The 24,333-nt window shown below is 56.9% G+C and carries 19 protein-coding genes and 1 tRNA gene; 9 read left to right on the forward strand and 11 right to left on the reverse strand.

Going from position 1 to position 24,333, the window contains the following annotated elements; translation table 11 throughout:
• Positions 1-82 precede the first annotated feature (82 nt).
• The 3 genes from GRI41_RS08710 to GRI41_RS08720 form a co-directional block, all read right to left on the reverse strand.
• Positions 83-823 carry a FadR/GntR family transcriptional regulator gene (locus GRI41_RS08710; RefSeq protein WP_160604482.1) on the reverse strand — a complete coding sequence of 247 codons (741 nt, stop codon included), beginning with the start codon at positions 821-823 and terminating at the stop codon, positions 83-85.
• A gap of 125 nt (positions 824-948) precedes the next feature.
• Positions 949-4,101 carry a TonB-dependent receptor gene (locus GRI41_RS08715; protein WP_160604483.1) on the reverse strand — a complete coding sequence of 1,051 codons (3,153 nt, stop codon included), beginning with the start codon at positions 4,099-4,101 and terminating at the stop codon, positions 949-951.
• Positions 4,102-4,344: 243 nt separating this feature from the next.
• Complete coding sequence (locus GRI41_RS08720) at positions 4,345-7,284, reverse strand: TonB-dependent receptor (RefSeq protein WP_202388687.1); 2,940 nt, start codon at positions 7,282-7,284, stop codon at positions 4,345-4,347.
• A gap of 205 nt (positions 7,285-7,489) precedes the next feature.
• On the opposite strand from GRI41_RS08720, the gene GRI41_RS08725 reads away from it, so the two are divergent.
• From GRI41_RS08725 to GRI41_RS08735, 3 genes are all read left to right on the forward strand, one after another.
• Positions 7,490-8,722, forward strand: a complete 1,233-nt coding sequence (locus GRI41_RS08725; RefSeq protein WP_160604485.1) for an NRAMP family divalent metal transporter — start codon at positions 7,490-7,492, stop codon at positions 8,720-8,722.
• A 14-nt stretch (positions 8,723-8,736) separates the two neighbouring features.
• Complete coding sequence (gene uxuA / locus GRI41_RS08730) at positions 8,737-9,924, forward strand: mannonate dehydratase (RefSeq protein ID WP_160604486.1); 1,188 nt, start codon at positions 8,737-8,739, stop codon at positions 9,922-9,924.
• Positions 9,925-9,998: 74 nt separating this feature from the next.
• Entirely contained in the window at positions 9,999-11,054 is a 1,056-nt protein-coding gene (locus GRI41_RS08735) for a polysaccharide lyase family 7 protein (protein WP_160604487.1), read from the forward strand.
• Between the two features lie 248 nt (positions 11,055-11,302).
• Here the strand turns inward: GRI41_RS08735 and GRI41_RS08740 are convergent.
• Positions 11,303-11,392 (reverse strand) — tRNA-Ser (locus GRI41_RS08740).
• Positions 11,393-11,562: 170 nt separating this feature from the next.
• Here GRI41_RS08740 and hspQ point away from each other — a divergent pair.
• Positions 11,563-11,943: a heat shock protein HspQ gene (hspQ, locus tag GRI41_RS08745; RefSeq protein ID WP_160604488.1), complete on the forward strand. Its 381-nt coding sequence runs from the start codon at positions 11,563-11,565 to the stop codon at positions 11,941-11,943.
• Position 11,944: 1 nt separating this feature from the next.
• Here the strand turns inward: hspQ and GRI41_RS08750 are convergent, their stop codons facing one another.
• Complete coding sequence (locus GRI41_RS08750; protein WP_160604489.1) at positions 11,945-12,799, reverse strand: ABC transporter permease; 855 nt, start codon at positions 12,797-12,799, stop codon at positions 11,945-11,947.
• 87 nt (positions 12,800-12,886) lie between these two features.
• On the opposite strand from GRI41_RS08750, the gene GRI41_RS08755 reads away from it, so the two are divergent.
• The 5 genes from GRI41_RS08755 to GRI41_RS08775 all read left to right on the forward strand — a co-directional run bounded on the left by GRI41_RS08755 (position 12,887) and on the right by GRI41_RS08775 (position 16,770).
• Positions 12,887-13,582, forward strand: coding sequence for a GcrA family cell cycle regulator (locus GRI41_RS08755; RefSeq protein WP_160604490.1), 696 nt, complete (start codon positions 12,887-12,889; stop codon positions 13,580-13,582).
• 147 nt (positions 13,583-13,729) lie between these two features.
• Entirely contained in the window at positions 13,730-14,476 is a 747-nt protein-coding gene (gene modA, locus GRI41_RS08760) for a molybdate ABC transporter substrate-binding protein (protein ID WP_328600535.1), read from the forward strand.
• Entirely contained in the window at positions 14,473-15,165 is a 693-nt protein-coding gene (gene modB / locus GRI41_RS08765; RefSeq protein WP_160604491.1) for a molybdate ABC transporter permease subunit, read from the forward strand. Before modA ends, modB begins: the two co-directional genes overlap by 4 nt.
• Positions 15,155-15,781 (forward strand): ATP-binding cassette domain-containing protein, encoded by a 627-nt coding sequence (locus tag GRI41_RS08770; RefSeq protein WP_160604492.1) that lies wholly within the window; start codon positions 15,155-15,157, stop codon positions 15,779-15,781. Before modB ends, GRI41_RS08770 begins: the two co-directional genes overlap by 11 nt.
• 56 nt (positions 15,782-15,837) lie before the next feature.
• Positions 15,838-16,770 carry a DUF481 domain-containing protein gene (locus tag GRI41_RS08775; RefSeq protein ID WP_160604493.1) on the forward strand — a complete coding sequence of 311 codons (933 nt, stop codon included), beginning with the start codon at positions 15,838-15,840 and terminating at the stop codon, positions 16,768-16,770.
• Here the strand turns inward: GRI41_RS08775 and GRI41_RS08780 are convergent.
• From GRI41_RS08780 to truB, 6 genes are all read right to left on the reverse strand, one after another.
• Positions 16,767-17,465 carry a DUF3142 domain-containing protein gene (locus GRI41_RS08780; protein WP_235901107.1) on the reverse strand — a complete coding sequence of 233 codons (699 nt, stop codon included), beginning with the start codon at positions 17,463-17,465 and terminating at the stop codon, positions 16,767-16,769. The two genes, GRI41_RS08775 and GRI41_RS08780, sit on opposite strands and share 4 nt — an antisense overlap.
• 22 nt (positions 17,466-17,487) lie before the next feature.
• Positions 17,488-19,635: a hypothetical protein gene (locus GRI41_RS08785; RefSeq protein ID WP_160604495.1), complete on the reverse strand. Its 2,148-nt coding sequence runs from the start codon at positions 19,633-19,635 to the stop codon at positions 17,488-17,490.
• Between the two features lie 76 nt (positions 19,636-19,711).
• A complete protein-coding gene (locus tag GRI41_RS08790) occupies positions 19,712-20,401 on the reverse strand; it encodes a polyamine aminopropyltransferase (RefSeq protein ID WP_160604496.1) in 690 nt (229 codons plus the stop codon).
• A gap of 82 nt (positions 20,402-20,483) precedes the next feature.
• Positions 20,484-22,787 (reverse strand): polyribonucleotide nucleotidyltransferase, encoded by a 2,304-nt coding sequence (pnp, locus tag GRI41_RS08795; RefSeq protein ID WP_160604497.1) that lies wholly within the window; start codon positions 22,785-22,787, stop codon positions 20,484-20,486.
• A gap of 172 nt (positions 22,788-22,959) precedes the next feature.
• Positions 22,960-23,229, reverse strand: a complete 270-nt coding sequence (gene rpsO / locus GRI41_RS08800; RefSeq protein WP_160604498.1) for a 30S ribosomal protein S15 — start codon at positions 23,227-23,229, stop codon at positions 22,960-22,962.
• 6 nt (positions 23,230-23,235) lie between these two features.
• On the reverse strand, positions 23,236-24,324 hold the full coding sequence (gene truB / locus GRI41_RS08805; RefSeq protein WP_160604499.1) for a tRNA pseudouridine(55) synthase TruB: 1,089 nt from the start codon (positions 24,322-24,324) through the stop codon (positions 23,236-23,238).
• Positions 24,325-24,333: the final 9 nt, after the last annotated feature.

The raw sequence follows: 24,333 nt of genomic DNA on the forward strand, positions 1-24,333 counted from the left end.
CGCGAAGGGGATAACGGACGATATTATCGTCTGTCAATCACTTTGGACTTATATTTTTTATATGTTTGTAATGCCAGTTTGGTCAGGCAATTTTTGAGGCAGCTGCAAAGCGCTCACGGCTGGCGGAGGAACGTTGCTGCAGCTCCTCAAGCGCCTGCCTTTCGGTTGCGTCCAGCATTGCTTCGATCAACCGATGGAAATGTTCTCGCATGGCAGCTCTTGCGCCTGCAGGGTCACGCTCTTTCAGGGCGTCGTAGACTGCCTTGTGTTCCTCTGTTCGCGAATCCGCATCGTGCACACAGACAGCTTCATAGGTCGCCTTAACTTCGGGAAGCTCTTCACGCATCCGCCAGAGAGTTTTGATCGTATGCACCATCGCTAGGTTGTTGGAGGCTTCTGCAATGGTCAGATGGAATTCCTGATCTGCTTCATTCGCCGCACCTTCGTCCCCCGTCCGCATCTGGTTGATCAACTGCCCCAAGCGAAGGATGCCTTCGTCGGTGATATTATGCGCCGCCAGTGCCGCAGCTTCGGATTCCACCAGCAATCGCGCTTCGGTCACTTCGAATGCACTTGCACCCGGCAAAGCCTCGGCGAGCTCGGGCTTGTTCTCACTTACGTAAACACCAGAACCGGTCTTGATTTCCAGCCGGCCAACGGCTTGCAAGGCAATCTCGGCTTCGCGGATCGTCACACGGCTGACGCCCAGTTTCTCCGCAAGCTCTCTTTCCCCGGGCAGCCTTGTACCAGGAGGGTAAGCCCCATCGTCGATAAGCGTTGCAATTTGCTCTGCTACAGATTGGAAAAGTCGCTTGGTGCTCATTCTGCACTCTACCCCGTAAGAAAAGTTACTATGTGGTCTATACCAATATCCTAGTTGAAGAGGCCCGATTTAGCCAGCCGTGAGGCTGACCGGCGGCAATCGGTGGATTTGCCGCCGGCCAAAACTTAAAATTTGAAGCGAACGCCGGCAAAGTAACGCGGCCCGTAGACCAGCACCTGGCCGAGATCGTCCGGCGCACCGCGGAAGTCTGTCCGCGGCTCGTTGAACAGGTTCAAGCCCTCGACCGTTACCTTGATATTGTCTGTAACCGCTAAAGACGCGCGCGCTTCAAACACATTCACATCATCAGTGTAGCGAATACGACCGGGCGTTCCGACAAATTGCTGGAAGTAGTTGCTACGGTATTTGTAAACCCCCTGAAGATCGAGGGGGCCAAGCTGGTAGTACACCTGCGCAGACAAAACATGCTTGGAGAAGCCGAACAAGTTTGCGGGCGGAATAATGCCGGGCGTCGTTGTAATTGAACCGTCATCATTAACCGTTCGGATCGCCCCCAGAGTGTCGTCTTCAAACTCGAAGTTAGAGTCGGCGTAGTTGTAGCTCAGCTTGAATCCCAGACCATCAAGCGGAGCGGGCAGATAGCTTAGACGGTGCGCAGCGGTAACCTCCAGACCGTAGATCGTGCTGGTCTCTTCACTCACATTCGCTGTTGTGACTAGAACATTGAGATCCTGGCCATCGACCTGGAAAGTCTCGAACTGGCCGACCGTCTCAAACCCACCGTCAAAGCTTTTGTAGTATGCATTGAAAGCGAGAATAGTGTCATCGTTAGGATACCACTCTAGACCAAAATCGACATTCCAAGACAGCAACGGATCTGTAAACGGATTGCCCGTTGCATTTGCTGTTCCCACGATTTCACTGATGCTGGTTGCACCATCACTGTCGTCCGTAGACCCAGTAAACGTCCGCCCCGAACTCAGATCCGATGGATCGGGTCGCGAGAGTGCACGATAGACCGCGAAACGGCCCAGTAGATCAGGCTGGAAGTCAGCAACCAAGTTCAAGCTTGGCAGGAACTCCGTATACGAGTTCTTTGACGTGACAGGCAAAAGGGTGCCGTTATCCTCAACGATCGAAACCGTTCCATCTGGCGCCGTTACCGAAGACAGAGAGCCGCGGAAGCCATCGGAGATAACCTTAGTTCCTACCACTCTTAGCCCGACGTTGCCCCGTAGAGGCATGCTGCCGAGATCAGTAGCAAAATTGGCCTGTCCGTAGAGCGCCCAAGAGCGCTCCTCAACTTGCGAATTCTGGATTGAGTCAAAGTCGCCTGTCGGAAAAATGACATTGCCGTCTTCATCAAAATTGATCAAATCCGATGGATCTTCACGATCAAGCACACGAACGATGCATCGAGCATCGAAAGTAGCATAGGTGTTGGTAGTTCCAATCACATTGCCGTTCTCGTCAATGTTGGTGACGAGCGGGTTCCCGTTGGAAATTGCGTCCAGGAACCCGGTCTGCGGGAACGCAGTGCGACACTCCTGGTTTGCAACGGCAAGCGCGCCAGTGCCATCAGTATCGTTGAAATTCACCTCGAACCGGCTTGATCCGTTCACAGCCCCCGGGACATCCCGGTAGGTGAGCTGCTGGTAGCGTGCACCAGCCAGCAACGTGTTGAAGAAGCCATCGCCGAGGTCGTATTCGACATCACCGCGAAGAGCCCAGACTTCATTGAAACGGTCTTGCTCCAAATCGGCACGAACACGTGGATCGTTCGCGAAGAGCGAATGGTCAGTTACGTCAAAATTCTGGACAATGAAATTGAGCCCGCCCGAACCGTTCTGAAATATCTGAGTCAGGGTCTCAACCCGGTCATCGTTAGATGTGTTTCCGTCATCTTCGACAACATTGGGGAAAAAGTCATCGCCGTTGGCATCAGTGTTGCCAAAAATTGATTCCCCATCTTCTGTACGGAAACGGACCTGTACGGCCTCCTCGATACGCTGAGTGCGTGAATAGGATGCGTCGAGCGAGATTTTCACACGGTCCGAAACTTGCGCGTCAAGCGACAAACCACCGCCGTAATACTCTTCATCGCGCTCCAGATATTCGCTGACCGCTTCAATCCGGGTTTCGTTGGTAAACAGACGAAGCGCACCGGAGTCGGTAGCCACCAAGGTTTGCGGCAAGCCAAGGAGCGCCGCAATGTTGTTCTGATCGCCCTCTGGCGTAATCCGGCGACCTTCAGAAAAGTTTAGATCGCTGCGCTGCTCGGCAAACTTGCGCTTTGAATATTGAAAATCCGCATTGATATCGACATCGGGCGACGGTTTATACTGGACCGCACCAAAGAAGGCGTCGCGATTGTCGCTAGTGATGTTGTTTCTAAAGGCATAGCCGTTGCGCGCAATCACAAACGGCTCTTGTCCGGCAAAAATAGAGCCTAGCGCATTAATACCGCTGGTGTCAGTGTCACAGTTGTCCTCATCCGCAACACCGTCATTCTCAGCCACAAGAGCCGGATTGAGCGAGCAAGCCCTGATAGTATTCGAAACCTGAACCTCTTGTTCTGGATTGTTCGAATCACGGCGCTCATAGCCAAGCGAAATACCCAGCTCGCCATCGCCGAGATTGAACTGATCAACATAGCTGAGCGAACCGCGATAACCGAATTTGTTGAAGCGCTGATCCGCCGCGATATCGAGATTGTCGGGATTGATTTCAGCTTTGATCTGGCCTTGCAGACGGCGCTTGCCATAGTCGAGCGGGCGAAGCGTTTCGAGCACAATTTGCCCGGCAACACCGCCCTCAATGTAGCTCGCCGCCTGCGTCTTATAGATACCGATCTTGTTGAACAGTTCCGACGGAAACTGGCTGAAATTGACCGAGCGATCACCGCTGCCGTTGGAAGCAATACGGCCGTTAATTACTGTCGATCCAAGGAATGGCCCGAGGCCGCGAATCGAGATTTCAGTCGCGCCGCCTTGCTCGCGGTGCGAACCTGCGCCTGTCAGAGTTTCAAGCGCTTCGCCGATCGACAATGCGGGGATGTCGCCAATTTCTTCGGCCGACAGCGCGTCGAAAACCTCGGTCGATTCGCGCTTCTCGGCAATCGAGCCCTGAATTGTCTGGCGAATACCGCTTACAACGATAACATCATCACCGCCTGCTGCTGGCTCTTCCGATTCTGCATCTTGCGCAGCCGCCATTGACGGCACAGCCAAAGCAGAAATTGCGGCCCCCACCAACAGCGCCCGGCCAAAAGCCGCACGGCGATTCATTGAGTCAAACTGACGAAAATTCTTGGACATAAATCCCTCCCAACGGGTTTGTGTTTGAGTCCGGCATATAGAACAGGCCGATTAAGTCAACCGTTTGGCTATACCTATTTTGAGTTATTGGTCATACCAATAGAGCGGTCGGCTATCCGTTGCCATTCCCGAGCCTTCAATCGCGCAAAAAATAGGCCCGTCTGCTTTATGGGAGAATAAGCAGACGGGCCTGACTTGAAACGACCGGCAGGTTTTCACCTGAAGGTCAACCAAGCAAAAAAGTTAGAAGCTCAACGAGGCTCCAAACGTTAGGCGCCGGTCGGGCAGCCCTTGGAAGCAAAGCAGCGCTCCTGAGTTGATGCACGATTGTGTGATCTTGGATTTGGTCAGATTCACACCTTCAACACCGATGTTCAGGAAATCGGTCACGTCATAATTGATGCTGGCATTGAGCTGGCCGCGTGCCTCGGTGACTACCGGGAAGCCGATAGTGCTGCCAAGGCTGGCGCCGCCGGCTGTATCAAGCGTCCGGAATTCATCGCGCCACGTGTAACGCGCCCGAGCCGACAGACCGTATTTTTCATAGAACAGCGTTACGTTGTACGCATGCGGTGAGAAATCCAGCAGGCCTTGAACGGCGGTAAATGGTCCTGTCAGGCCGCTGCTCGATTCAAGGATCTCTGTACCGCGGCTATCAGCATCCGATGTGTTGGTAAGCGTACCGCCACTGAATTCCTGATAAGTGTAGTTAGCAATCACACCAAAGCCTGATGCGAAGCCCAGCGTGTCTTCGAAGCCAGAGAGGTCATACTGGAATGCAACTTCGATACCCGACTGTTTGGTGGTTCCAGGATCGTTTACGATGGTCTGGATGGGCACGCACAGGCCGTTGCCGGGAACATTCGACAACACGTTGCGGTCCGGAAGCGGGTTGAAGATACCGCCGCCTTCGCACGGAGGCGTGATGTCCCGGAAGCCGTTTGCATCCAATGCAGCGGCCTCTTCTTGCGTTACGAACAGGTTGGTGCGTTCTTTGTGGAAGACGCCAACGCTGAACACCGCTGCTGGCGCAAAGTACCAGCTGAGCGAGGCGTCATATGAGCGCACTGTCTCTGGTGCCAGGTTTGGATTGCCGATGTTGACGGCGTTGTTTGGCCCGGTGGGGAAGTTTACCGAAAGAGACAGATCGTCAAAATCCGGTCGGTTGATATCTTCACCAAAGCTAGCGCGGAACACCAGATCATCGGTCAGGTCCGCGATCACGTTCACGCGAGGCAGGAACTGCGTATAGCTACCGCCGGCAGTCACCGGCGTCACCACACCCGCTGCAACATTATTGCCCAGCGAGTTGATCGAAGTATCCAACCAACGCGCGCCGACATTGCCGCGAACCCGGCCAAATTCGAAGTTCAGCTGGCCGTAAAGCGCGTGCGTCTTCTCCGTGATTTCGAAGAACGCAGCCGGATCAGAAACCGGGTCGCCGATTGAACCATTGGTGGTCGCAAGCGCAGCCTGCAGAATATCGAGCGTTCCATCCGGATCGTCGAATGCCAAGTCCGGATTTACGATAAGAAAGTTGCGGAATGCGAGCGCCCGGCCGTCAGCCGCATCAAAATTGCTGGGCCCGGGAACCAGCAATTGCGAGAACAAGGTCCCACTTGGGCTGTTTGCGATCGCGCCGGTACCGAATGTCGACCGGATCTGGTCAAAACGCGTGGACGCCCGGGTGTAGCGATAACCGGCATCGACCGAAGTGATGAAACCAAGGCTGTCGAACGTGTCGTAGGACAGGTCCACGCGGAACGCATCTTCGCGGTTTTCGGTTTCATTGCGGCTTGCGGTAATCGCATCCAGCACCGTGTTCGCTGGATCGAGCAGATCAGCGACGGTTGGCGCGAATGGCGATGCGAAATCGACACCAAAGGTCAGCGCGCCATTGCGAAGATCGTAGATAAACGGAACCGCATTGTCGTTGCTAGTACCATCGAGTGGTGTGAGCGGGTTCGGATTGATGAAGTTCAGCGTTGTGCTGAGGTTAGGATTGACCGTGTCCGATTCTGTGACCGACCCTTCCACACGGACCGTCAAATTGCCGGTTTTCCATTCTGTTCCCAAGCGATAGACCTGAGTGGTTGTCACACGCGCGCCCGTATCGCTCGAGAAACGAAGGTTCGGATCGTCGTCATCGCGCGCCAGATTCGGCTGGATCGTGCCGGTAAGAGCCGCTTCAATGCTGCCCAGGTTCACACCGCCCAGCGAACCAAAGTTGACCGTTTCGAACGAGTCAGGAACGTTGTTGAAGCGCAGCGCGCTAACGCCGGAAGCCTGGATCCGTGTACTATCCTGACGACGTTCCTGATCGTTGTAGATCATGTCGAAAAAGAAGTTCAGATCATCGGTTGGTGCGAATTCCAGGGTCCCCGAGAAGTTGATCGTTTCATATTCGAAGTTCTCAAGTTCCTGATTGAGGAACTGAATGCCGAGATAGTCATAGTTCGGTCCGGGAGCGCCAGCCGCAGTGACACCGCCATCGGTCGCTTCGATCAGCGTGTCACGGTCTACGCGAGGGCGGAATGAAGTCGCCTCTTGTTCGGCGTAGCTTGCTGCGAGCACAAGACCGATCCGGCCCGCGCCAACATCCCAATTGTCACCAAAGCTGGCTGAATACCTTGGGCTGATGCTGTCGGAAAGCTCGCTATATTCACCCTGCGCGCGTAACGAGAGCACGCGATCGCGCAGATCGAGCGGGCGAATCGTGCGCAGGTTCACTGTACCACCAACGGACCCCTCGGTTGTTGCGGCAGTTGGCGCCTTGGTGACTTCAACCGACGCAATAATGGCGGCGTTGATGTCTTCAAAACTGATACCACCACGGCCCGTACCCGAACCCACTGTACCAACACCGTTGATCTCAACGCGGTTTTCGTTCGTACCACGAATTTGAACGCCGGAACCCACACCCGCACGGCGGGTGATTTGAACGCCGGTTACGTTTTCAAGAACTTCCGCGAGGTTTTGGTCAGGCAGCTTACCAATATCTTCAGCCTGAATGACCTCAACAAGACTATCGGCGTCGCGCTTCTCATTGAGCGCGCTTTCCAGTGAGCTACGGATACCGGTGATGACAATAACATCATCGTCCGACGATTCGACCGCTTCGCCCTGATCCTGCGCGAAAGCAGTTCCCGGGACCGCAAGCGCCACCACAGAAGCGCCCGCCATAAGTTTCAAGAGACGGCGCGAATTAGCGCCAAAAGCAGTTTGAGACATTTTTACCCCTCCAACGAGACTATTTTTGACATTAGTTTTTGGGCTGGATAACGTGCAGCCCAGATATGTCAACCATTGAGCTATACCTTTGTGAATATTTCTGTCATACCAATTTGGTATTACGCTGTTGGGAAGGCATAAGCGAGGAAGCGAAAGTATGAAGAACAGGCTGGCGCTTTTCCTCCCGGGTATTTTCCTGCTGGGGTTCAATATCGGAACGGGCAGCGTCACGACCATGGCCACAGCTGGCGCCAACTACGGCATGGCCTTGCTTTGGACGGTGCTGATTTCCTGTGCCGCTACTTACCGGATGATTGCGACATACGGACGCTACACACTCGTGACCGGAGAAACCGCGCTGCAGGCCTTCCGGAGCCACATTCACCCAGCGATCGGTGCCTTTTTCATCGTTGCGCTGGGAATTGGCGTGTGCGCCAGCGTGATGGGTGTGATGGGGATCGTGGCAGAAATTGCCTATGAATGGTCCAAGACATTTATAGCGGGTGGAATTGATCCGCTCTATTGCGCCGCATTCTTTGCGGCCATCGCCTATTTCATTTTCTGGAGCGGAACGACGCAGCTCTTCGAAAGAGCACTAGCTGTAATTGTGGCCGTTATGGCTGGCGCCTTCGTCCTCAACTTTTTCATTCTAATGCCACCCGTTAGCAGCATTGCCGCGGGGCTAGTTCCGTCTGTTCCGGCCGTTTCCAAGAGCGAGACCGGTCCATTGCTGCTAATCGCATCGATGGTTGGCACAACGATTTTTTCCGGCCTGTTCATTATGCGCACCACGCTGGTCAAGGAAGCCGGCTGGACGATTGATCACGAAAAGCAGCAGCGCCGCGATGCGGCTTTTGCAGCGATCATGATGTTCATTATCAGCGCTTCGATTATGGCAGCCGCAGCTGGCAGCCTATTCGCCGAAGGTATAGGCCTGGAGCGCGCTTCTCAAATGATCGGTTTGCTTGAACCCCTGGCCGGAGTTCTGGCGGTTTCGATTTTCGCAATTGGCATCATTGCGGCGGGGGTATCTTCGCAGATTCCAAATCTATTGATGATTCCGTGGCTGCTTTGCGATTATCGCGGCACCCAACGCGATATGACAATTTGGCAGTATCGGTCGCTTGCCTTTCTGCTTTCACTTCTGGCACTGATCGTGCCGCTATTTGATGCCAGACCAGTTTTTGTGATGATCTTGAGTCAGGCATTCAATGTAGTGCTGCTGCCGGTAACCGTGGGCTGTATATTGTATCTCGGCAATCGCGCAGACCTGATGGGCAAACACAAGAATAGCCTGACGGACAATATTGGCCTCATCCTATTGTTCCTGTTTGCCCTCTTCACCGGATATATGGCGTGGCAAGGGCTGGTCGCGATGCTTGCAGGCTGAAGGAAGGACAAACGATGCGCGAATCCTGGAGATGGTTTGGCCCAAACGACCCCGTCACATTGGCCGATATCCGGCAGACGGGCGCAACTGGTATTGTGAGCGCGCTCCATGACATTGCAATCGGTGAGGTTTGGCCGAGAGAAGCGATCGCTGAACGCAAAGCGCTGATCGAACAGGAAAATGCCGAGAAGTCACCCCTTCATTGGACCGTGGTTGAGAGCATTCCGGTTCACGACGACATCAAACTCGCCGCACCAGGCCACGAGCGATACGTCAACAATTGGATCGAAACTCTGCGCAATCTTGCCGCTGAGGGAGTCAGAACGGTTTGCTACAATTTCATGCCGGTGATCGATTGGACGCGGACCGACCTGAAATATCAAATGCCAACGGGTGCGTTTGCCCTGCGGTTCGATCAAGACAGGTTTGCGGCGTTCGATCTGTTTGTTCTGAAACGCAAAAACGCGGCCGCGGACTATTCTGAATCGAAAGTCGCACGCGCGCGCGGTATCTTCGAGGCGATGGATCCTGAAGAGGAAGCCAACCTCACTCGAACAATAATTGCCGGGCTCCCCGGGAAAATGACCGACGCATATTCACTTGCTGATTTCCGGAAAGCCTTGGCCCGATATGAAGGTGTGACCCACACCGTGTTGCGACAAAACCTGGTCGCGTTTCTGACCAAAGTTTTGCCCCACGCTGAAAAGTTGGATGTTAAATTGGCAATCCATCCGGACGACCCGCCTTGGGATATGTTCGGCTTGCCCCGAATTGTTTGTACGCCCAGCGATCTCGACAAGTTGTTTACTGCCCTTCCCAGCCCCGCCAATGGCATTACGCTTTGTGTTGGAACCTATGGCAGCCGCCCTGACAATGATTTGCCGCAAATGGCCCGCAGCTATGCGGAACGAATTCATTTTGCGCATTTGCGCGGCGTGACGCGCGATCCGGAGGAACAGCGCTCGTTTTATGAGGCGAGTCATCTGGAAAGCGATGTCGACATGGTCAGCGTGATCCGGAACTTGCTAGTGAACGAGGATGCCACCGGACGTGAAATTCACATCCGTCCCGACCACGGTCATCTAATGATGAGTGATATCGGGAAGAATACCAACCCCGGCTATTCAGCCATAGGCCGGATGAAGGGGCTGGCTGAAATCCGCGGCGTAATCAAAGCGATGTCGGTAACGGGAATTCAATAGTGCGAAGCGCGGTTCATTTCGCGTTGACCCCTGCAAGTTTAGGCAATCAAGAGCGATTTCAAAGGACAGGACTTATGACTAAACGCAAGCACCGGAACCAGGCCCTAATTCTTGGTTTGGCGTTTAGCATCGCGACGCCAGCGATTGCGCATGGCCATGAAGAGGCTGCTCCATTGCCGGGAAGTGTCTTTGATCTGAGCCATTGGAAAATCACTCTTCCCTCCGACGACAATGGTGATGGCAAACCAGACGAGATCGGGGTCCGCGATCTGCAATCCTATACCCATCCAGACTTCTTCTTCGTCAACGACGACGGGCACCTGGTATTCGCAGCGCCCAACAAAGCGCCAACGACGGCGAATTCAACCAACACTCGCAGCGAATTGCGCCAGATGCTTCGCGGAACAAACACCCGGATCGGGACACATGATCCCGGCAACAATTTTGCCGTTGAAGCGCGCAAAGGTTCGGACAAGTTTGGTGCTGTGGGCGGAAAGCTGGAAGCTACGCTCAAAGTCGATCAAGTCTCGCTCAACGCCGGTGACCCGACCAAGCGCCCGGCATTTTCAGTAGTTGTCGGCCAGATCCACGCGGTAAAATACGACAACACAAGAAGCGGTTTCGGCTTTGGCAACGAACCGATCAAGATCTATTACAAGAAATTTCCCGGCCACAAAGCCGGCTCGGTTTTTTGGACTTACGAACGCAATCTCGCAAAGGACGATCCCAACCGAACCGATCTTGCAGTTCCGGTGTTCGGCTATGGCTGGGATAACACAGAGGACCCTGGCGAAAGCGGAATCGCGCTGGGCGAAGAGTTCAGCTACACGATCAATGTCCATCGCAATACGATGTATGTGACATTCCACAATGATCGCTTGGGCACGGTCAACCACACAAGAAGCCTGGTGCGTGGTGCCGATGAGCTTGACAACCCTTACTCCTATGGCGGGGATTCGCTCTACTTCAAATCCGGGGTCTATAACCAGTGCAGCACCCGAACCGGAGATTCGATGTGGTACGCCGGCTGCCCGGGTACCGGCGATTGGGAAACAGACAAGGCTGACGGAAACTACGCCCAAGCGACGTTCTCCCGGATTGTCTTGAGCGGATCGACACCACCGGAGTAACTGGCTTTGGAAAAGTGGTCCCGTCAGTTGCCCGTCAGTTGAACGCGAACTCACCTCCAATTGGCGATGCAATAGCTAAGTCGGGCCGCAATCCGTCGGCAAGGAACTTACCGCCCAGTCAGGCGTCAAAGCAGCGGACCTGTAGGTTTGAACGCTAAGCCGAAGCGCCATGCTCCGAAACTTCACAGCCGCCTGCTGTGCGGACTTGTGCCGAAGCCCTGCAACAAAAGACTAATGCTGGGGGTGGGTGGCGGAGAGACAGGGATTCGAACCCTGGGTACGGTTGCCCGCACAGTAGTTTTCGAGACTACCCCGTTCGACCACTCCGGCATCTCTCCGCATTGCATCAGGTGAAAAAGCCACCGATGGCTTGGTCTGGGAAGGCGCGGTTAGCGGATGGGTTTTCACTTGCCAACCCCCGATATGCGCACGCGCGCCATTGCTGCGCGGTGGACGCATCGGCGGCAGCGCTTGTTTTGCGGGTGCGAAGGGCTATATTCTTGATATTATGGAACGCACGCAGTTCTTTTCCGAGACCGCCGGTCGCACAATCGATGTCCCGCGCCATGCAGAGGCGCGGTTCGGCATTGGCGATGTTGTGCGCCACCGGATGTTCGATTTTCGCGGTGTGATTTTCGATGTCGATCCGGTCTTCGCCAATAGCGAGGAATGGTACCAGTCAATCCCCGAACATATTCGCCCGGATCGCGAACAACCCTATTACCATTTGCTGGCAGAGAACGATGAATCGTCTTACGTCGCCTATGTCAGCCAGCAAAACTTGCTGTCCGATGCCGAAGGCGGCCCTGTGGGCCATCCCAATATCGATGAATTGTTCGAACAGTTCACCGATGGCCGCTACAAAATGCGGCGCGCGCTGACGCATTAAGTCAGTCTTTGAGTTTCCATCCTGATTTGAGCACGCGGTAAGTTATTATCGCGAGCACCAGGTTGAATACGCCCAAACCGATGGCGCTTTGCACCACCGCCGCGTTGGTATCGCCAATATCGCTCTGCCCGAGGAAGCCGAAGCGGAAGCCGGAAATCACATAGAAGAACGGATTGAGGCGGCTGATCGTCTGGAATGCAGGCGCCAGATTGTCGATCACATAGAACGTACCCGACAGCAGCGATAGCGGCGCAACGATGAAGTTGCTGATGGCAGCGTTGTGATCAAATTTCTCTGCCCAGATTGAGGTCAGAAGGCCAAGCAATGCCAGCATGATCGAGCCCATCAGACCGAACCAGATTATCGCCCAAAGATGTGCGATGGACAAGGATACGCCGGGCCAAGCGACCATAGCCAAGCCAACAGCACCGCCGACCAATATGCCGCGCGTCACCGCCGCTGCAACGATCCCGCCCATCAGTTCGCCTTCTGACAATGGCGGCATCAGCAAGTCGATAATCGTCCCCTGGATCTTGCCCGCCAGCAGCGAAAAGCTGGAATTGGCGAAGGCATTTTGCATCATCGCCATCACAATCAGGCCGGGGGCAACGAATGTGGCAAAGGGCACGCCCAGCACTTCGCGCCCGGAACGCCCCAAGGCGACGGAGAAAATGACCAGAAAAAGCAGCGTGGTGACGGCAGGCGCCCAAATCGTCTGCGTCTGGACCTTTAAAAACCGGCGAACCTCCTTTATATAGAGGCTCCACAGTCCAATGCGGTTGATACCGGTGATGATCGGCTCTCCACGCAAAGGAAATGCATCGCTGCCGGCATGTTTCTGGTCTTGATTGGCCATAGGCTCGCGCCTAGTGCGATTGATTGAAACTGGCAAGCACCGGCCGCGCGAGCGCCGGTTGGACAGATAGTAATTGGAAATACACGAATGAGTTGGACTGATGAACGGATCGCCACACTTAAGAAGCTGTGGGAAGGCGGATCGACCGCCAGCCAGATTGCCGAAGAACTCGGCGGGGTAAGCCGCAATGCGGTAATCGGCAAGGCGCACCGTCTTGGTCTGAAGTCACGCCCGTCTCCGGTAAAGGCGAACGCCAAGAAGAAAGCTGCGGTCAAAAAGAAAGCCGCACCGAAGCCGGCGCCAATCCGCAAGCCAAAGGCAATTATGACGCCGAAAACGGCGGCGAATTCTCCGCCGCGTCCGCCGAGCAATGCGGTAGAGCAAGCCGCGCGTGCCGCAGGGGCAAACATACCCTCGCAGCCGATTCCGAACAAAAGCGCCGAAATCCCCAAGATCGTTTCGATCGGCCCCGGAGGGTTCCAACGCCAAGGGCCGGGCGACCAGCAGCCACCCATCCCGCCGGCCCCTCCGCGCCGGTTGGTGCCTGCAAAGCCCAGCCCCGAAATTGCCGACAAGACCAGCCTGCTCGATCTTTCGGACAAAGTTTGCCGCTGGCCCATGGGCCATCCGGGCGAGCCCGATTTCCATTTCTGCGGGGCCGACGTAAACCCCGGTTTCCCATATTGCGTAGAGCATTGCGGACGCGCGTTTCAGGCACAGCTGCCGCGCGGTGCACGCAGACCGCCCCCACCCTTGCCCTTTGGCGGGCCGCGGGTTCGCTAAGCGGGGCCAATCCTTGAAGATAACGAAACGGCTCGTCAGCGATGGCGGGCCGTTTTGCTTTCGGGCTATGATAGGCCTTGTGCGAGACAGGCCAATGCCGCAATCGTAGCGTCTATGCCTCTGCTGCGATCCCTGCCCTTTCTGCTAGTGACAATTCTGCTGGCCGCATGCGGCACAGCGGCGGACACAAAGCCCGGGCCGATTGTTCTGGCTGCGGCAAGCTTGCAAGGCGCGCTCGACGAGGCCGCGGATTCGTGGGCGGCACAGGGTCATGCACGGCCGGTTATTGCCTATGCCGGTACGCCGGTTCTGGCCCGCCAGATCGAAGCGGGGGCGCCAGCCGACATCCTCTTTGCCGCTGACGAGCAGTGGATGGATGTGCTGGAGCAGAAACAACTGATCCGGCCCGATACGCGCCGCTCGCTATACGGCAACCGCCTGGTGCTGATCAGTATATCCGATGGCAGCCGCATTCAGGTTACCGACCAGGCGGAAACTATCCTGCGCGCCATTGGCACGAGCAAACTGGCGATAGCCGATCCGGCCTCTGTTCCAGCCGGGCGATATGCAAAGCAGGTGCTGGACAATCTCGATCTGTGGGCGACTGTGGAACAGCAGGTCGTGCCAACCGACAATGTCCGCAGCGCAGCGCGGCTTGTTGAAATTGGCGAGGCAACGCTGGGCATCGTCTATGAAAGCGATCTGGTCGGTACCGGAAAGATCACCCAGATCGGCCGCTTTGCAGACGCGGTGCAACCGCCGATACGCTATCCCTTGGCCGTGGTTGCCTCTGCCCAGCATCCCGATGCGCAATCATTCGCGGATTTCCTTGCCAGCGCAGAAGCCGAGGCAATTTTCCTCCGCCACAAATTTACCCGCTTGCCCGAACTATGATGACCGCATCGGAATGGGCAATTGTCGCCCTGTCACTCAAAGTCAGTTTCGCCGCGATCATCTGCACTCTGCCTGTCGCTTACAGCCTCGCTTGGCTGCTCGCTCGCAGGCGGTTTCCGGGCATCATTTTTGTGGATGCGCTGGTACACTTGCCCTTGGTCCTGCCACCGGTTGTAACGGGCTGGCTGCTGCTGCTTACTTTCGGAAGAAACGGAGCCATCGGCGGATGGCTGGAGCAGACATTCGGCATCACATTGGTGTTCCAATGGACCGGCGCCGCGCTCGCCGCCGCGGTGATGGCATTGCCTCTGATGGTTCGTGCAATGCGGCTGTCGATCGAAGCGGTCGACCGGAAACTGGTCGATGCCGCGCGAACGCTAGGGGCCAACAAATGGAGGGCCTTCCTGTCGATCACACTCCCGCTCAGCTTGCCGGGCATTCTGGCGGGCGCGGTTCTTGGATTTGCCCGCTCGATCGGAGAATTCGGCGCGACAATTACTTTCGCGTCCAACATTCCGGGCCAGACGCGCACTCTCCCGCTGGCGATCTATTCCGAACTGCAAATTCCCGGCACTGACATCGCCGTGACGCGGCTGGCCGTGATCGCGGTTATACTCTCGCTCGGTGCGCTGATGATGAGCGAATGGCTGGTCCAGCGATCAACCGGTGGACGTGCGCATGTCCTTTGATATCGCGATCAACAAACGTCAGGGCGACTGCCAGATCGATGTGACGATCCGGTCAGACAGCAAGCTTGTTGCCATCACCGGCCCTTCCGGTGCGGGAAAAACCACCGCGCTTAACTGTATCGCCGGTTTGATCCGGCCCGATAGCGGGCACATCACCATCGGCGGGCGCTGCCTGTTTGATAGTGAAGAAAAGATCGATTTGCCGCCGGAATCACGCGGCTGCGGCTATGTGTTTCAGGACAGCCGCTTGTTCCCGCACAAGACCGTGCTTGCGAACCTGAATTATGGCGCTGGGCGCGCTGGAACGCAGACTGCGCCACTTTCGCTTGAGGAAGCCGTGTCATTGCTGGGTCTGGCGCATCTTCTCGAGCGAAAGCCCGACACGCTTTCGGGAGGAGAAATACGGCGTGTGGCCATTGGCCGCGCGCTCTTGTCCGGCCCGCGCTTCCTGCTGTTGGACGAGCCGGCTTCATCGCTGGATCCAGAGCGCGCAGAGCAAATTATCAGCGCTATCGAAGCGCTGCGCGATCGCCATGCGATTCCGATAATCTATGTCAGCCATGACGCGGCCGAGGTTGCGCGCCTCACCGATTTCGTCGTTTCGACCGGCGGATGAAACAGTTTACACGCACACTATAGCCTTGGCTCTCACCGGCGTTTAGGTGACGCTGCATGACCAAATCTTTCGTAAAACGCAGCGGCGCAGCAGCCGCACTTGTCACATTGTTTTCGGCGACGCCTGCCTTGGCCGAACTACCCGAACCAGTTCGCGCCATGATCGATGCCGCGATCGAAACCGGTGATCCGGGCAAGGTCGCGACGGTTATTGAACTCGCCAAAGCCACCAACCCCGACGATGCAGAGGAGCTCGATGGAATGGCCGCCTCTTTCGATGCCGAACAGCAAGCAGCCGCCGCGGCAGAGGAAGCTGCCAAAGAAGCCAAGATCCGCAGCGCCGGCTTGTTCGACAATTGGTCGGGCGAAGGGCAGATCGGCGCTTTCCGGTCGACCGGAAACAGCAGCAACACCGGCGTCACCGCCGGTCTGAAGCTGGAGCGTAAGGGCATCGATTGGCGGCACAAATTTACCGCGCTCGCCGATTTCCAGCGCACCAATGGGGTGACCACCCGCGAGCAATTCCTGCTTGCCTATGAACCGAATTTCCAGCTCAATGATCGTCTGTTTGTCTACGGGCTCGGCCAGTATGAGCGCGACCGTTTTCAGGGCTTCTCCTCGCGGATATCGACATCGGGAGGCATCGGATATCGCGTGATCGATACCGACAACACCCAACTGTCAGTCAAGGCCGGCCCGGCCTATCGCAGAACCAGTTTCATCAACGGTGGTAAAACCAGCAACATCGCAGCACTTGCCGCGCTTGATTTCGATTGGCGTGTGGCCGAACGGATCAAGCTGACCCAGGATGCCAGCGCATTCATCCAGTCGGGCAACAGCACTTATCTGTCGACCACCGGCCTAGAGGCAGGTTTGGGTGGAGGTCTCTCTGCGCGGATATCTTATGCGGTTGAGCATGACACCAATCCGCCTGCCGGTGCGGTGCAAACCGATACGTTGTCGCGCTTTACGTTGATCTACGGCTTTTAACCGGCCTCTGCCGCGCCGCCACGCAGCAGAAAGACAACATAGCCCTTGAAATCCGGATCGCGCGCGAGCGATGATGGCGGTGTCCAATCGCCCCCTTCGACCAGTGCCACGCGATACGGCATACGCAGCCGCTGCGTATGGGCGAGGTAATCGGCATAATCGGGAATAGTGGTGGTGACCTGGTAGGTCTGGATAACAATCTCATCCAGCGCCGCACGCATTGCCGCCAGATCCGCCTCTGACGCATTGGCGGGCCAGTCCATCAGGCCCGTCGCGGAGAGTTTGAGATCGCGGGGCAGCCGTGCGCGGATGTTGCTGAGAAATCCGGCATAGCCGCTCAGCCCCCCAGTGCTTGAATCGAAATCCACCTGAACGCCGGTCAATGTCCCCTGCGCATTCCAGCGCTGCGCCTGATCGAGCAGCTGCTCATAAGCGCCATCACCCCAATCGAGCCGTTCCGCGCGGACCACCAGCCATATCTCTTCCGCCTCTCCGGTTGGTACGCTGCGCCTAAGGGGGATGATCTGCGATGGATCGTTGCGCCGCAATTCGCCCCACAACAGATACACTGCCTTTGCCCGGTCCATTGCGGGCGGCGGTTTAACACCGGTCCAAAGATAGAATGCCGAATAGTCGCTGGCTGCCACGCGTTGCGGCGGGCCGTCTGACGGCTGCGAGCATGATGCAATCAGCAAAGCCGCCAGCAGCAGCGCCGCCCTACCAATAATATTCGAGCTCCTGCGCCCATTTGGTGCTGCTGTAATCGCGTTTGAGCCGTTGGAACCAGGCCTTGCGCTGATCGACATTGACCGACTTGCCGCCACACGAATTGTTCTGGCTGGGCGCGTAACAGCGGATCGCGCGGTACAAGGCATAGGCACGATCATCGCGCGACGCACCCCGGTCTCCAATGATCGAGATATAGATATCATGCCGCGCGGTCGGATCGCCCGGATAGGCATCGCTGCTGCCAAGATAATATCGCGTGTCGCCTTCCGCGCGATACGCGTTTTGCCCAAAGTTGAAATCATCAAAGCCGTTCAGCCGGTAAAACTCGCCCAGGCAAATGCGTGCCTGAACCGACCGCCCATTGCGCGCCAATGTCCGCACAGTTTGCCCAAGCGCAGGGCACGCGTAACCGTCGCTAACCGGCCCTTGCGTGAACAATTTCAGCGGCGGAGTTTCGGTCTCGTAGATGCTCCACAAACTATCGTCCTGATCATCCGGATCGAACTGGGAGGCGAACTGCAAGTCATCGAGATATCCTGCATATTCGCCATGCTGGAGCTGCTTGAGCAAGACGGTGAACAGCGCAAAGCTGCGCACCGAAGCCGGTTGATCGTCAGCGCGCACTTGCGCTTTTAGAATATCGGGGCCCGCCGAAGAGCCGAGCAAGATCCGGCGTATATAGGGATCGGTTATCGGCGAATTGGCTGCAAAGGCTTTGCCCAAAGTGCCGTTGGTTTCATAGACCCGCGCCAATGCTAGTTCGATCGACGGGCGCTGGTACATGCCATCTGCGCCCTTGATCAGATCGAGCCAAAAGCCTTCTTCATTGCGGTCTTTGAGCGCGTGCAACGCCAAGCCGCGTAAATATTGCCTGCTGAAATCAAGCGGCGTGTAGCTTTTCGCACGGGCGGCATCGGGAACCAGCTGCAAAACCGCGCGAGGATTGTCGGCAATATAGAATGCATGCGAAGCCTTGAGGAACGAATAAAGATCGGGATGGCCGGCAAAGGCATCTGCCTGGGCCTCCAGCTCTTCGGCTTTCAACACATCATCGTTGCTCATTTCCGCGTTTGGCCATTTGCGCATCCGCATCAGATTGTGCGTCGCGAGCAGCAAAGCATTGGATTGATCAACCGCCGGTTCGGTTTCCTCGTAAGTGATCAGATATTTGTCATCCAGCTCTTGCACCAAATCGGCGGTGCCATTGGTGACTTCATCGGTTGCAGCGATCATGCCGGCATAGGTTTGGCCGAGCCGTTTCCGGTCGCCTTGCAGCCACAGCGCCTTGCGGATCAGTCCTTTCGCAGAACCGGCGTAGCGCCCCAGCGGATATTGCGACAGATAGTCGCGAAAGCCCTGTTCCGCGCGAGCCGCCACATCTGTCGGGGCTTTGGATAGGTCGATACTGCCCCAGCGCCCGACACTGCCATCGATCGCTTCATTAAGCGCGGTCCGCGCGACCATATAGCGCGCCGTTTCCTTGACCCAATCATTGGCCGCATTGTCAGCCAGGTCTTGGTAAATGCCCGAAGCGCGATCCCATTGGTCGAGGTAAAAGCTGCCCGAACCTTCCAGATAGGACAGGAAGGCACGCTCGCTGCGCGATGCGCGGCCCAATTCGCTGTCCCACGGAAAGTACTCGCCAGTCGCAACTTGCGGCAATTGCGGGGCGCGGCCCTCACATGCGCCGGAAAGCCGCTTTCGTGCATTCTGCAGAAAGCCGCGGCGCTCCGATCCGATTGAACTATCCCGGCCGATCGCCGCGCGGAATTGCTCCGCCCCGCTTTCGACAGTCTGGCAGCGTGTGCCGAACATATCTGCCCAGCGCTCCTCGACAGGGGCCGGTAGCCAGGCCTGCCGCAGTTCTGGCCATTTGAAGAAATTACGGCCCTCGACAGCGGCGTATCCATCGCTCGGATAGGCACGCCCCGCACCATTTCCACCGACCTTGTCCTGGAGCAGCAGGAACAGGTTTACGCGCGTGTCATTGCCCGGACCAATGGCAATCTGGCTGCCGCAATTGGGATGCGGGTTATCGGGGCGGTATTCCGGCGAACAATATGCGCCGCCAGCAACGGTCGGGCTCGCCCAAAGAGCGCTGACCATTGCACCAAATACCAATACCGATTTCTTCATGTCGTATTCCCTCCCGCAATGACCCTCGGCAGGGTTGTGTCATATCAAAGCTGAATTTGGCAAGAACGGAACGCGGTCACGCTCTCGCAAACCAAATAGTATGGCGCGGGCCCTTATTGTTGGGGCGCGCGCGGACTTCGCGGACTTCGACATCGAAGCCGTTTTTCTCCAGCCGCCGGGTGAAGCGCGGATCCTTGGCGGCGGACCAAATCGACAACACTCCGCCCGGAGCCAGAGCCTCGCGATTTTGGCGCAAACCGCGCGGCGAATAGAGCTTGTCATTCTCCGCCCGGACCAAGCCATCGGGGCCATTATCGACATCGAGCAGAATAGCATCGAATTGCGCACGCATACCGTCGGCTGCCTCACCGATCGGATCGGCAACATCGGTGATTTCCAGCATAAGGCGCGGGTCGGACAGACAATCACCCGTGTGATGCGCCATCGGCCCTTTTGCCCATTCGATAATCTTAGGCACCAGTTCTGCCACCACAATCCGCGCATCGGGGCCCAAACGCGCAAGCGCTGCACGCAGGGTAAAGCCCATCCCGTATCCGCCGATCAGCATATTGGGGCCTGTGCTAACCGCCTCGGCACTCAAGCGGTCGATGGTCAGCTCGGCCAGCTGCTCTTCGGAATATTGCATCCGGGTGGACATCAACTCGTTGCGCTCAAGCGTGATCATATGATCGCGGCCATGCGCAATCAGTTCCAGCGTCGCGCCGTCCGGGACTTCGGCAGTATCGATCAATTTGCGTTCAAGCATGGACAGCCTCTGCCTGTCGGACGCGCAAAAGAAAAGGGGCCACGATTGCTCGCAGCCCCTTTCCGTTATTTTGAAGTGACGATTAGTCCTTCAGGAAGTCCGGAACGTGGGCTTCGCCACCGTCAGAACCGCCCCCAGAGCCGCCTTTGTCACCGCCACCGTCGCGGCGTGGTCCGCGATCACCACCGCGACCACGGCCACCGCCGCCGCCACGTGGACGACGATCTCCGCCACCGCGTGGTTTGTTCTCGCGTGGAGGACGTGTGTCTTCCAGCTCTTCACCGGTTTCCTGGTCAACAACGCGCATCGACAGGCGGACTTTGCCGCGCTGGTCGATTTCGAGGACTTTGACTTTGACTTCCTGGCCTTCGCTCAGTTCGTCAGAGACTTTCTCGACACGCTCGTTCTTGATCTCGGAAACGTGAACCAAGCCGTCCTTGCCGCCCATGAAGTTCACGAACGCACCGAAATCGACGAGGTTGACGACCTTACCGTTGTAGATTTTGCCGACTTCGGCTTCTTCCACAATGCCTTCGATCCACGCCTTGGCAGCCGCGATCTCGTCTGCATTCGAAGACGAGATTTTGATCGTGCCTTCATCGTCGATATCAACTTTGGCGCCAGTCTCAGCAACGATTTCGCGGATTACTTTACCGCCGGTACCGATAACGTCGCGGATCTTCGATTTGTCGATCTGCATCGTTTCGATACGCGGAGCGTGCTTGCTGACTTCTCCGCGCGAGGAGCCGAGGGCTTCGCCCATCTTGCCAAGGATATGCGTACGGCCGGCTTTCGCCTGCTCGAGCGCCTTGGTCATGATTTCCTGCGTGATGCCGGCAACCTTGATGTCCATCTGGAGGCTGGTGATGCCTTCTTCCGAACCGGCAACCTTGAAGTCCATGTCGCCGAGGTGATCTTCATCACCCAGAATGTCGGACAGAACCGCGAACTCTTCACCCTCAAGGATCAGACCCATCGCGATGCCCGAAACCGGACGCTTGAGCGGAACGCCCGCATCCATCATCGACAGCGCACCGCCGCAGACAGTCGCCATCGAAGACGAGCCATTGGACTCAGTGATGTCGGACAGAACGCGAATGGTGTATGGGAAGTCTTCTACCGTTGGCAGAACCGGGCGGAGCGCGCGGAATGCGAGCTTGCCGTGGCCGGTTTCCCGGCGGCTGGTGAAGCCGAAACGGCCCACTTCGCCGACCGAGTATGGCGGGAAGTTATAGTGCAGCATGAAGTTGCTGTAGCTCAGCCCTTCCAAGCCATCGATCATTTGCTCGGCATCTTTGGTGCCCAGCGTGGTGGTGCAGATCGCCTGCGTTTCACCGCGAGTGAACAGCGCCGAACCGTGTGTACGTGGCAGCAAGCCGACCATAGCTTCGATCGGGCGAACTTCGTCGAGCTTACGCCCGTCGATACGTGTGCCGTCTTTGATGATCGAGCCGCGAACGATGTCGCTTTCCAGCTTTTTCACCAGTTTCAGGCGGCCCATATATTCAGCCGGGTCGCTTTCAGCCAGATCGGCATAGTGATCGCGGGCCTTTTCACGGGCAGCGTTCACAGCGTCCTGACGGGCCGATTTGTCGGTGATCTTGTAGGCTGCTGCGATATCGTCACCGATAACGCCGCGCAGTTCTTCGAGAGTGGCTGACTTGTCTTCAACCTTGTCGAGCTCCCAAGGATCTTTCGCAGCCTGTTCGGCCAGATCGATGATCGCGCCGATAACTTTACGGCTTTCCTCGTGAGCGAACATCACTGCGCCAAGCATTTCTTCCTCGGACAGTTCCTTCGCTTCGGATTCGACCATCATCACGGCGTCTTGCGTTGCAGCGACCACGAGATCGAGACGGCCATCGTCGCCCAGCGCGTCTGCGACGGTCGGGTTGAGGATGTATTCGCCATCATTGCTGAAGCCGACGCGTGCTGCGCCGATTGGACCCATGAAGGGCAGACCGCTGATGGTCAGAGCAGCCGAAGCCGCGATCATCGCAACGATATCGGGCTCGGTTTCACCGTCGTACGACAGAACCTGAGCGATAACGTTGATCTCGTTGTAGAACCCCTCCGGGAACAGCGGGCGACACGGACGGTCGATCAGGCGGCTGGTCAGCGTTTCTTTTTCCGTCGCGCGGCCTTCACGTTTGAAGAAGCCACCCGGAATGCGGCCAGCAGCCGAGAATTTTTCCTGATAATGGACAGTCAGCGGGAAGAAGTCCTGGCCTTCCTTGACCGATTTGGCGGCGGTCACGGCGCACAGCACCACGGTTTCGCCATAGGTGGCCAGAACGGCGCCGTCTGCCTGACGGGCAATCTGACCGGTTTCGAGAGTGAGGGTTTTTCCGCCCCATTCAATCGATACGGTTTTCTTGTCGAACATGTATTTTCCTTATGATCCCGCCAGCCACATTGCTGCGCGGGGCCTTCTATTTCCGGGAGAACCGGCCCGGGCCGGTGTGGAGCATCTTTGGCTCCGAGAGGCTCTGCCACCGAATTGTGACAGTTGCCTGATAGTGAAAGGGCGGCCCCTCGCAGAGCCGCCCCGAAAACTCTTATTTACGCAGACCCAGTTTCTGGATCAGCTCGTTATAGCGCGCCACGTCGATCTTCTTGAGATAGGCGAGCAGGCTACGGCGTTTGTTGACCATAGTAAGCAGGCCGCGACGCGAATGGTTATCCTTGTGGTTGGCCTTGAAGTGGTCGGTCAGATTGCGAATGCGGGTCGTCAGGATGGCAACCTGCACTTCCGGCGAACCTGTGTCGCCTTCAGCAGTTGCATATTCCTTGATTACGTCCTGCTTTTCTTTCGCACTGATAGTCATAGTCTTTTACTCCGCGACATCGTGAAGATTGAACCCCCGGACGACTTTCGCCGAACCACCTACAAGCTCCACCAATGCAACCGGAATATTCCGGAGCATGGCACAATAGAGCCCGTCTGCTTGGGGCTGCCCTGTCAAGACGCGGCCCTGGCGGACCGCTGCTGCCTGTTCGGACGTGAGATCAAGAGCCGGGATGTCGTCCAGCCCTGCCTCCAAAGGCAGTATTACGTCTTCAAGTGGCGCGCCCTTACCGACTTCGTTCAATTTGTCCAGCGGAATCGCCTGTTTTTCGAGGAAGGGCCCGGCCTTTGTCCGCCTTAGATAGGTAACATGCCCGACCGTTCCAAGTGCCCGCGCAATATCCCGCGCCAGAGAGCGGATATAGGTGCCCTTGCTGACATGCGCCGTGAGCGTGATCGCGTCGGCGAGTTCGAGAGGTGCGCCGGGGTCATATGGATCAGGGCGGCCCGTAGTGGTTTGGAAGGTGCTCACCAATTCCTCCCCCACCGGGGGAGGGGGACCATCCGCAGGATGGTGGAGGGGCACGGTCCGCTGGTCCGAAGGTGCCCCTCCACCAGCTTCGCTGGTCCCCCTCCCCGTTCCGGGGAGGAACAGGCTATGGATGGTCACCCGCCGCGTCTTCAGTTCCACTTCCTCACCGGCGCGCGCCAGATCATATGACCGCTTGCCATCCACTTTCAGCGCCGAATATTTTGGCGGAACCTGATCAATTTCCCCGGTAAAATGTTCGAGTATCGCCGCGATCGCAGCCATAGGCCGGCGTTGGTTGCTGGATTGGACAACCGCCCCCTCGCTGTCGAGCGTGTCGGTTTCTTCGCCAAACTGGATTGTGAACTCGTAAATCTTGCTCGCATCGAGCATGCGCCCCGCCAGCTTGGTTGCCTCACCCAAGGCGATCGGCAGCACGCCCTCCGCCAGCGGATCCAGCGTTCCGCCATGGCCGACTTTGGTCTTGGCATAGCCACCTTCACGCAGATTGCGCTTCACCGCCGCGACGGCTTGTGTCGATCCCAGCTCGCGCGGCTTGTCGAGAATGATCCAGCCATTGGGGGCGGGCAGCTTGGTTTCGCTCATCGCGCCGCG

This window comes from Pontixanthobacter aquaemixtae, assembly GCF_009827395.1.
Lineage (GTDB): Bacteria > Pseudomonadota > Alphaproteobacteria > Sphingomonadales > Sphingomonadaceae > Pontixanthobacter > Pontixanthobacter aquaemixtae.